This window comes from Succinimonas amylolytica DSM 2873 (genome assembly GCF_000378405.1).
GTDB classification, from domain to species: domain Bacteria; phylum Pseudomonadota; class Gammaproteobacteria; order Enterobacterales; family Succinivibrionaceae; genus Succinimonas; species Succinimonas amylolytica.
Map to the genome: position 1 here is coordinate 1334064 of NZ_KB899636.1, position 8735 is coordinate 1342798.

The 8735-nt window shown below is 40.9% G+C and carries 6 protein-coding genes; all 6 read left to right on the plus strand.

What is annotated here, in order from left to right; genetic code table 11:
- The first annotated feature begins 25 nt into the window (after positions 1–25).
- Complete coding sequence (locus tag F557_RS0105935; protein WP_019001328.1) at positions 26–1489, plus strand: glutamate synthase subunit beta; 1464 nt, start codon at positions 26–28, stop codon at positions 1487–1489.
- Positions 1490–1547: 58 nt separating this feature from the next.
- Positions 1548–3650, plus strand: a complete 2103-nt coding sequence (locus tag F557_RS0105940; RefSeq protein WP_026297772.1) for a glutamine synthetase III family protein — start codon at positions 1548–1550, stop codon at positions 3648–3650.
- 75 nt (positions 3651–3725) lie between these two features.
- Complete coding sequence (gene asnB / locus F557_RS0105945; protein ID WP_026297773.1) at positions 3726–5315, plus strand: asparagine synthase B; 1590 nt, start codon at positions 3726–3728, stop codon at positions 5313–5315.
- Between the two features lie 515 nt (positions 5316–5830).
- Complete coding sequence (dapF, locus tag F557_RS0105950; protein ID WP_211209518.1) at positions 5831–6691, plus strand: diaminopimelate epimerase; 861 nt, start codon at positions 5831–5833, stop codon at positions 6689–6691.
- 28 nt (positions 6692–6719) lie between these two features.
- Entirely contained in the window at positions 6720–7934 is a 1215-nt protein-coding gene (locus tag F557_RS0105955; RefSeq protein ID WP_019001332.1) for an LL-diaminopimelate aminotransferase, read from the plus strand.
- A 438-nt stretch (positions 7935–8372) separates the two neighbouring features.
- Positions 8373–8735, plus strand: a 363-nt coding sequence (locus F557_RS22610) for a hypothetical protein (RefSeq protein WP_026297774.1), incomplete at its 3' end; no start/stop codon positions are given.

Below are 8735 nucleotides of genomic sequence, written 5' to 3' on the forward strand. Positions count from 1 at the left end.
CAAGGAATACAAAAAGGTACAGTATATGGGTAAGGCTACAGGTTTTCTCGAATTTGAGCGTTGTGAGGACGCGTGGATCCCTGCAAAAACTAGAATCAAGGATTTTAATGAGTTTCATGTACATCTAAGCGAAGAAGCAAGAAAGTGTCAGGCCGGCAGATGCATGGCATGCGGCGTCCCGATGTGCCAGTCAGCTCTGCGTCTAAAAGGAATGGTAACAGGATGTCCGCTTCATAACTTAATTCCTGAGTGGAATGATGAGATTTACAGTGGACATTATGAACATGCACTTTCCAGACTTTTAAAAACAAGTAATTTCCCGGAATTTACAGGCCGTGTTTGTCCGGCACTTTGTGAAAAGGCCTGTATCAACGGTATGCATGGTGCTCCTGTTACTATACACGACAATGAACTCTTCTTGATTGAGAAGGGTTTTTCAGAAGGCTGGGTGAAACCGCGCATTCCAAGTCTCAGAAGCGGTAAGAAAGTTGCTGTTGTGGGTTCAGGTCCGGCTGGACTTGCAGTAGCAGATCAGCTTAATCACCGTGGCCACAGTGTTACGGTATTTGAAAGGGAATCTCAGATTGGCGGTCTTTTAATGTACGGCATTCCAAACATGAAGCTTGACAAAAAAGTGATAGATCGCCGCCGCAAGCTTATGGAGGCTGAGGGGGTAATTTTTAAAACCAATTGTGACATCGGCAGAGATATTTCCTTTGCAGATCTGCAGGAACGGTACGATGCGATTGCTCTTTGCTGTGGTGCTAAGAAGCCCAGAGATTTGAACCTTGCCAATCGTGACAACTGTCATGAGATTCATTTTGCAGTTGATTTTCTGAAATCAGCTACATGCGATCTGCTGAAGGGCGGGGAGCAATGGTCGATTAGTGCCAAAGATTTAAATGTAGTGATTGTCGGAGGTGGTGATACAGGTAATGACTGTCTCGGAACCTGCATCAGGCAGGGGGCTAAGAGCGTTGTTCAGCTTGAAATGATGCCCAAGCCGCCAGTTGAAAGAGCGATAGATAATCCCTGGCCGGAGTGGCCTAAGGTTTTAAAGACTGATTACGGTCAGCAGGAAGCAATAGAAGTTTTTGGAACGGATCCGCGTGTTTATGAAACAACAGTAAAAGAGCTTGTACTTGATTCAGGAAAGCTAAAAGCTGTTAAAACAGTTCAGGTTAAGTTTGAAAACCGAAATCTGGTGGAGGTTGCAGATACTGTAAAGGAAATTCCGTGCGATCTGTTAATTATTGCTGCCGGTTTTTTAGGCTGTGAGGATTACATTATAGGTGATAGTAACGTTCAAATTACCAAGAGAAATACAGTTCATACCTTAGAAGATTCGTATGAAACTTCAAAAACTGGGGTATTTACGGCTGGTGATATGCATCGTGGACAGTCACTTGTTGTATGGGCTATTGCTGAAGGGCGCCATTGTGCTGCTCAAATTGACAAGTATTTAATGGGGTATACCTCATTAACTTAAATGAATTTTAAGATGTATTGGTTATCAATTCTCTGAATTTAACATTAAGGGGTTAATTATGACAACAGGTACTGTTCCCGAGTATTTTGGTTGTATGGTATTTGATGATCGGATTATGCGTTCTGTTTTAACCAGTGACGTTTATTCATCGTTAAGAAAGACCATTGAAGTGGGTGCAAAATTAGAACTTGGTTTAGCTGATTCAGTTGCAAAGGCAATGCGTGACTGGGCTATTGAAAATGGTGCAACTCACTTTACGCATTGGTTTCAGCCGCTTACCGGTATAACTGCTGAAAAGCATGATTCCTTTATTGAACCGTCTCCGGATGGCGGTGTGATTATGGAGTTTTCTGGAAAGGAACTGATCCAGGGTGAGCCTGATGCATCATCATTTCCAACCGGCGGAATCAGAGCTACATTTGAAGCCAGAGGCTATACCACGTGGGATCCTACCTCTTATGCATTCATTAAAGATCAGACTCTTTGCATACCGACAGCATTTTGCTCCTACGGCGGTGAAGCATTAGATAAAAAGACTCCGCTTTTACGTTCAATGGAAGCTCTTAATCGCCAGGCTTTGCGAATTTTAAAATTGTTTGGCAATGATCAGGTTAAACATGTCCATACATCTGTCGGTCCCGAGCAGGAGTATTTCCTTATTTCAAAGGAAATGTACGATAAGAGACCTGATTTGCAGTACACCGGGAGAACTCTTTTCGGAGCCAAGCCTCCCAAAGGTCAGGAGATGGATGATCACTACTTTGGCGTAATTAAACCCAAGGTAAAGGAGTTTATGGCTGATCTTGACAAAGAACTTTGGAAACTTGGGATACTGGCAAAGACCGAACATAACGAAGTGTCTCCTGCGCAGCATGAGCTTGCTCCGATATATGCAACTACTAACCTTGCCTGTGATCAGAATCAGCTGATGATGGAGATCATGCAGAAAGTGGCTGCTCGCCATGGTCTGGTATGTCTGCTGCACGAAAAACCGTTTGCAGGTGTAAACGGCAGCGGCAAGCATAACAACTGGTCCATATCGACAGATACCGGATTCAATTTGCTGTCCCCCGGTGATACGCCGGCTGAAAATGCACAGTTCCTGCTGTTCCTCTGCGCTGTAATTAAAGCTGTTGATGATTATCAGGATCTGCTGAGACTTTCTGTCGCCACCGCCGGCAATGATCACAGATTAGGAGCAAACGAGGCTCCTCCTGCAATCATTTCAATTTTCCTTGGTGATGAGCTTACAGCAATACTCGAAGCTATTGAGTCTGATACTCCGTATCACGACAAGGAAAAGAAGCTTATTAAGCTTGGTGTTGATGTATTGCCGAGATTTGCCCGTGATACAACTGACAGAAACCGTACTTCGCCGTTTGCGTTTACCGGCAATAAGTTCGAGTTCAGAAGCCTGGGATCATCAAACAGCATTGCCTGTGCTAACATGATGTTAAACAGTGCTGTGGCAGAATCGCTTAGGATTTATGCCGACAGGCTGGAAAAAGCCGATGACTTTGAAAAAGCTCTTCATGACATGATTAAAAAGACTATTCATGATCATAAGAGAATCATATTTAACGGTAATGGGTATGATGCGGCCTGGGTTAAGGAAGCAACTGAAGTTAGAAAGCTGTTAAATTATCCTACAACACCGGATTGCATGCCTCATCTGTTAGATGAGAAGAATGTGAAGATGCTTACTTCTCATAAGGTGTTTAATGAAGCCGAACTTCATTCAAGATGCGAGATTATGCTGGATAATTACTGCAAGCAGGTTTGGATTGAAGTTAATACAGAACTTATGATGGCCCGTCGGATGATTCTGCCGGCGATTATAAACTATGCAGACAAGCTTTCTGGAACGGTAGTGAAAAAGAGATCTGTCAATGAAGCTCTGGAATGCAAGTATGAAAAGTCTATTGTAGAAACACTTTCTTCACTTGCTGATCAGATTTATCAGAAGACAGAAGAACTGGAACAAACCGCTGAGAAAATTAATGGCACAGAAGAAATCATCACAGAAAGCCAGCTGATTCGTGATGAAATTCTTCCTAAGATGCAGGATTTACGTAATTTGGCTGATAAAGCCGAGATATGCGTTTCCAGGGAATACTGGCCGTTGCCATCCTATGGTGAACTGCTGTTCTCTGTAAAATAAATTCTGTTTTCTTGTAAAAAAAAAGCGGGAATTTGATACGAAGCAAATCAAATTCCCATTTTTTGGGGATTGTATATGTGTTGTATTTTTTCAGTTTGCGGTCCGTCAGCAGATCTTGAAACACTAAAAGGCGCCATGCTGAAAACCACTTCAAGAGGTCCGGATGATTCTAAGGCCATAAAAGTCGGTGATGGCTTAATGGGATTTCAGCGGCTTTCCATAATGGGATTAACTCCTGATGGAATGCAGCCATTTGAGATGAATGGAAACTATTGCGTGTGTAATGGCGAGATCTATGGTTTTGAAAAAATCAAAAGCGAGCTAAAACAACGCGGTTATCAGTTTGCCAGCGGCAGTGACTGCGAAGTGCTGTTACCAATGTATAAAGAGTATGGCACAAAAATGTTCGCAATGCTTGATGCCGAGTTTGCCTGTGTTATTTATGATCACAATGACAGCAAGTGGATTGCGGCTCGTGATCCGATTGGGATCCGTCCTTTATATTACGGATATACTAAAGCTCAGGATATCGTATTTGCAAGTGAGCCCAAGTGCTTAACAGAGCTTGTAGACGGAAAAATTTTCCCTTTCCCGCCGGGGCATTATTATGAAAATGGAGAATTTATCAGTTATTGTGATATTGCCAAACCAGATGCAAAACTTCAGGATCAGCAATTAGAAACTGTATGTTCAAAAATACGTGAGCTTCTTGTCGCCGGTGTTGAAAAGCGCCTTATATCAGATGCAAAAGTAGGCTTTTTGCTTTCCGGAGGTTTGGATTCTTCCTTGGTTTGCAGTATAGCCGCAAGAAGGAGTGAGCTTCCGATTAAGACTTTTGCTATTGGTATGAGAGAAGATGCCATTGATCTCAAATACGCCAAGCAGACTGCCGAGTACCTTAATGCCGATCATACGGAAATTATTATTACCAGGGATGATGTAATAAATTCACTTGAACATGTTATTTATATTCTTGGTACCTACGATATTACGACTATTCGTGCCAGCATGGGCATGTACCTTCTTTGCAAGGCAATTCATGAAACAACTGATTTAAGAGTAATTCTTACAGGAGAAGTTTCTGACGAGCTTTTTGGTTATAAATATACTGATTTTGCTCCATCTGCTGCTGAATTTCAGAAAGAGGCAGAGAAGCGCGTTCGGGAACTTCACATGTATGATGTTCTCCGGGCTGACAGATGCATTTCATCCAATTCTTTAGAAGCTCGTGTTCCTTTTGGGGATCTTGATTTTGTGCATTATGTGATGTCCATTGATCCCGAAATGAAACGTAATCACTATAACAAAGGAAAATATCTGCTGCGACATGCGTTTGAAGGCCTTGATTATTTGCCACCGGAAATTCTGTGGAGAGAAAAAGCTGCATTTTCCGATGCGGTAGGACATTCGATGGTTGACCATTTAAAGGCTTATGCAGAAGAGCAATATGATGATGCGGAGTTTGAGGAAAAGCGCAGAAATTATGCTCATGCGATGCCTTTTACTAAGGAATCGCTACTGTATCGGGATATTTTTGAAAAATATTACCCGGGGCAGTCACAAATGATAAAAGACTTTTGGATGCCTAATAAAGAATGGGAAGGGTGTAATGTGAATGATCCTTCTGCTCGTGTGCTATCTAACTATGGAAATAGCGGAAAATGACAATTGGATTCATTGTTCCAGATAATGGTTTAGATATCATATGAATTTATACGAATGTAAGTTTTTGGATATATGATTATATATTATGAATTGACGATTGTCGGTCTCTGAATTCGGTAAATTCACAGCACTACATAAGGCAGTTTATCACGATAGTTATGATCCAAGACTGTAGTTCGTCCAAACAGTAATGCTAAAAAATTTTGTCAAAGCGGTGACGGGCACTCCATTTCAGCAGGTAGATATTTTCGTGATCCTGACGGAGTGGCGTCCCGTTGCAGGATTTTTAGCAGTATGTTCCTGAAATCATTGATGATATTTTGTGTAAATTTCAAAATCATTTGCAGTATAAAGGCAGTTTTTTCTGAGAACTCTTAATCTGCGGATAAGAAACGGAAATTCAAGGAAAAATATCATAAATTCACATGATCTATGAGCGATATGAAATCATCATGTGTGAAACATAAGGCTTTGAGACGTGTGAAAATTGATTTTGAAACACTATTGGAAAAGAGATGGCAAATATGAAATTTACAAAAATGCAGGGTTGTGGAAACGACTATGTTTATATAAACGGGGCAGAGGTAAACTTTTCTCCGGAAAGGAAAGTAGAAATCGCAAAACAACTGTCTGATCGACATTTCGGAGTTGGCGGAGATGGAGTGATTTTTATCAATCCTTCTGACCAGGCAGATTTTGAAATGGAAATGTACAATGCAGATGGAAGCAGAGGCGAAATGTGCGGTAACGGTATACGCTGTGTGGCAGTATATGTCTACTGCAAAGGATTAACTGATAAAAAAGAATTTTGCATTATTTCTGCAGGAAAAATTAAAAAAATTTGGCTTGATGTAGATGAACATAGTCAAACAAGAAAAGTAAATAGTGTTTGCGTTGACATGGGCTTGCCTATCCTGGAATCAGAGAACATTCCCGTATTAAGTGAAAAAAATACTGTTATTAATGAACCTATTGAAGTAGAAGGAAAAGTTTATTTCCATACATGTGTGTCAATGGGGAATCCTCACGCAGTTGTTTATGTTGATGATGTGGATAATTTTCCATTGGAAAGATTAGGAAGACATTTTGAAAACCATCCATCTTTTCCAAAACGTGTTAATACAGAATTTATTCAGATTATTGATCGTCAAAATGTAAAAATGCGAGTATGGGAACGCGGAACCGGTGAAACATTTGCGTGCGGTACTGGTGCTTGCGCAACAGCTGTGGCGGGTGTTTTAAATGACTGCACTGATAAAGAAATCACTGTTCATTTACTAGGCGGCAAGTTAAAAATTAAATGGGATGGTAATGGTTATCCCGTATATATGACAGGGGCTGCTGAATTTGTCTTTGAAGGTGAGATAGCAGTGTAAATTGTGAAGGAATAATTGGTGGGAAATTATGGCAAAGATAAATGAAAATTACTTAAATTTACAGGGTTCTTATCTTTTTCAAACAGTTGCACGAAAAGTACATGAATTTGAAATCAGTAATCCAAATGCTAAGCTTATAAAGCTGGGGATAGGTGATGTTACCCAGCCTATTGCTCCTGCAGTATTAAAAGCTATGCACAAAGCTGTAGATGAAATGGGGGTTGCAAATACCTTTCACGGTTACGCTCCGGATCTTGGTTATGAATTTTTAAGAACAGCTATCGTCGAAAATGAGTATAAAAGCAGAGGAATTAATATTGAACCGGATGAAATTTTTGTTTCTGATGGTGCGAAAAGTGATTGCTCTAATATACAGGAAATTTTCGATCAGAATGATTTAGTGGCAGTCTGTGATCCTGTTTATCCTGTATATGTGGATTCAAATGTAATGGCAGGACGGGCAGGGAATTTTGATGAAGAAAAAAGACTTTATAGCAAACTGATTTATATGCCCTGTACGGAGACTAATGGATTTATTCCAGATTTTCCCAAGGTTAAACCGGATTTGATCTACCTTTGTTTTCCCAATAACCCAACAGGTGTTTCTATAACAAAAGACAGGTTACAGGAATGGGTAGATTATGCATTAAAAATAGGAGCTGTTATTTTGTATGATGCAGCCTATGAAGCTTATATAAATGATGATACTCTTCCACATAGCATTTATGAATGCAGTGGAGCAGAATATTGTGCAATTGAATTCAGATCATTTTCTAAAAAAGCAGGCTTTACCGGTTTAAGACTTGGCTTTACTGTCATATCCAAAAAACTTAAACTGCACGATAAATCTGTTCATGCCATGTGGTCCAGAAGACATGGCACTAAATATAATGGAGCTCCGTACATTATACAAAGAGCCGGAGAAGCTGTTTATTCATCAGAGGGTGCTCAGCAAATTCAAGCGCAGATTGCAATTTATATGAAAAATGCTCTGTATCTTAAAACAGCTCTTAGTGATGCAGGGTATACCGTTTATGGTGGTGAGAATGCACCTTACATTTGGTTAAAAACCCCTCATAGATTGTCGAGTTGGGATTTCTTTGATCTTCTTCTTAACAAAGTCGGAATAGTAGGCACTCCGGGGTCTGGTTTTGGACCTCATGGGGAGGGTTTTTTCAGGCTCACTGCTTTTGGTACCTATGAGAACAGTGTAGAGGCAATCGAGAGAATTAAAGGTCTTTAAATCAGTTTTTTATTTGGTTCTTCGGGACATTGCCGGTTTTTTCTACAGCCTGAAATCGGCATTTGAGTGGGGAAATCCACCGACACACAATGAAAACTCGGCTCCCGTTGTCGTTCCGTTTTTTCGGTGTTCTCGTAAAGGTTAATCACCACGGGAGCACCGCAGCCGTAACCTGATGACCGCTTACGGAAGAGCAGATGAGCTTGGCAGTTTCCTTCTGAGGGACTGGTCGTGGGGTTCCGGTGCAGGCCAGTCTTTTCCGTTACGTATCCCTATCCTTTTACCAGAGTTTATTCTGCCCTTGTCGATGACCAGATAATATATCCCTCTTCTGCTCAATCGTTTTGTCCACTGTCTCAATTTAATGTGATGCAGATATAAAAATTTGGTATTAGGTCTTAAACCCCCATTTCAAGGCTTCAGGGATTCTTGACAAAAGTGCTGGTGAATCCGTACTATACCGCACACAAAAATCGTGGCATGCTGAAGGGAATTGCAATGGAAGTAAAGATTACAAATAGCGCACTTCCAATCAATCAGCACGATACCGATTCTGCCAAATCGGATCCTCTTTACGCACTGATCGAAAAATTTACATTAACCATTCAAGAGCAGAATACAGTCATTCAGGGGCTGAAGACAACTATTCAAGAGTTGAGATCCGATACTCAAGAGCAGAAAGTAGCCTTTCAAAATCAAACCCAAAAAGTAGAAGAACTGGAAAACAGGATCAGCGAGCTCATGGATTCACTTGAGAAGAAAGAATCCGAACTTTCAGAAAGCAAAGAACTCGTTAAGACC

Excerpts from the sequence above, each read along its gene's own strand:
- F557_RS0105935 (WP_019001328.1), top strand. The coding sequence starts at position 26 with ATGGGTAAGGCTACAGGTTTTCTCGAATTTGAGCGTTGTGAGGACGCG.
- F557_RS0105940 (WP_026297772.1), top strand. The coding sequence starts at position 1,548 with ATGACAACAGGTACTGTTCCCGAGTATTTTGGTTGTATGGTATTTGAT.
- asnB (WP_026297773.1), top strand. The coding sequence starts at position 3,726 with ATGTGTTGTATTTTTTCAGTTTGCGGTCCGTCAGCAGATCTTGAAACA.
- dapF (WP_211209518.1), top strand. The coding sequence starts at position 5,831 with ATGGCAAATATGAAATTTACAAAAATGCAGGGTTGTGGAAACGACTAT.
- F557_RS0105955 (WP_019001332.1), top strand. The coding sequence starts at position 6,720 with ATGGCAAAGATAAATGAAAATTACTTAAATTTACAGGGTTCTTATCTT.